We start from the raw sequence: 1,184 nt of genomic DNA on the forward strand, positions 1-1,184 counted from the left end.
GACTTGCAAATGGTACGACCAAAACAGTAGCAGCCCTGGGAGTGCCAGCCCAAGTAGAAGTCACCTTGGACGATAGCAGTAAAATCAATGTGGACGTGAGTTGGGATGTTGCGAGTACAACCTACAATCCAGCAACAAAGACAGCGCAGACGTTTACTGTAACAGGAACATTAACCAATCTGCCAAGCAACGTGACTAATACAACAAACAAAACTGCGAGCATCAGCGTGACGGTGGATGCTGAAGCGGCGACGACGAAGGACATCACAGCGGTGGCGAGCCTGCCAGCAATAACCGGACTAGCTAATGGTACGAGCAAAACAGCGGCGGCCCTGGGATTACCAACGGAAGTAGAAGTCACTTTAAACGACAGCAGCAAAATCAATGTAGACATAAGTTGGGGTGTGGCAAGTACAACCTACGATCCAACGAAAAAGACAGTGCAAACCTTCACCGTAGAAGGAACATTGACCCCCTTGCCAAGCAATGTCACCAATACAACCGGCAAAACAGCGAGCATCAGTGTGACGGTGGATGCTGAAGCGGCGACGACGAAGGACATCACAGCGGTGGCGAGCCTGCCAGCAATAACCGGACTAGCTAATGGTACGAGCAAAACAGCGGCGGCCCTGGGATTACCAACGGAAGTAGAAGTCACTTTAAACGACAGCAGCAAAATCAGTGTAGACATAAGTTGGGATGTGGCAAGCACAACCTACGATCCAACGAAAAAGACAGCGCAAACCTTCACCGTAGAAGGAACATTGACCCCCTTGCCAAGCAATGTCACCAATACAACCGGCAAAACAGCGAGCATCAGTGTGACGGTGGATGCTGAAGCGGCGACGACGAAGGACATCACAGCGGTGGCGAGCCTGCCAGCAATAACCGGACTAGCTAATGGTACGAGCAAAACAGCGGCGGCCCTGGGATTACCAACGGAAGTAGAAGTCACTTTAAACGACAGCAGCAAAATCAGTGTAGACATAAGTTGGGATGTGGCAAGCACAACCTACGATCCAACGAAAAAGACAGCGCAAACCTTCACCGTAGAAGGAACGTTGACCCCCTTGCCAAGCAACGTGACCAATACAACCGGCAAAACAGCGAGCATCAGTGTGACGGTGGATGCTGAAGCGGTGACGACAAAGGACATCACAGCGGTGGCGAGCTTGCCAGCGATC

1 protein-coding gene is annotated in these 1,184 nt (G+C 51.4%); it reads left to right on the forward strand.

Annotated elements, in window-relative coordinates; translation table 11 throughout:
* On the forward strand, positions 1–1,184 hold a 1,184-nt coding region (locus ACPW7N_RS26590; RefSeq protein WP_425654869.1), incomplete at both ends, for an Ig-like domain-containing protein.

Origin of the sequence: Brevibacillus nigriterrae, from assembly GCF_049846925.1 — a bacterium.
In the GTDB taxonomy this organism is placed as follows: Bacteria; Bacillota; Bacilli; order Brevibacillales; family Brevibacillaceae; genus Brevibacillus_H.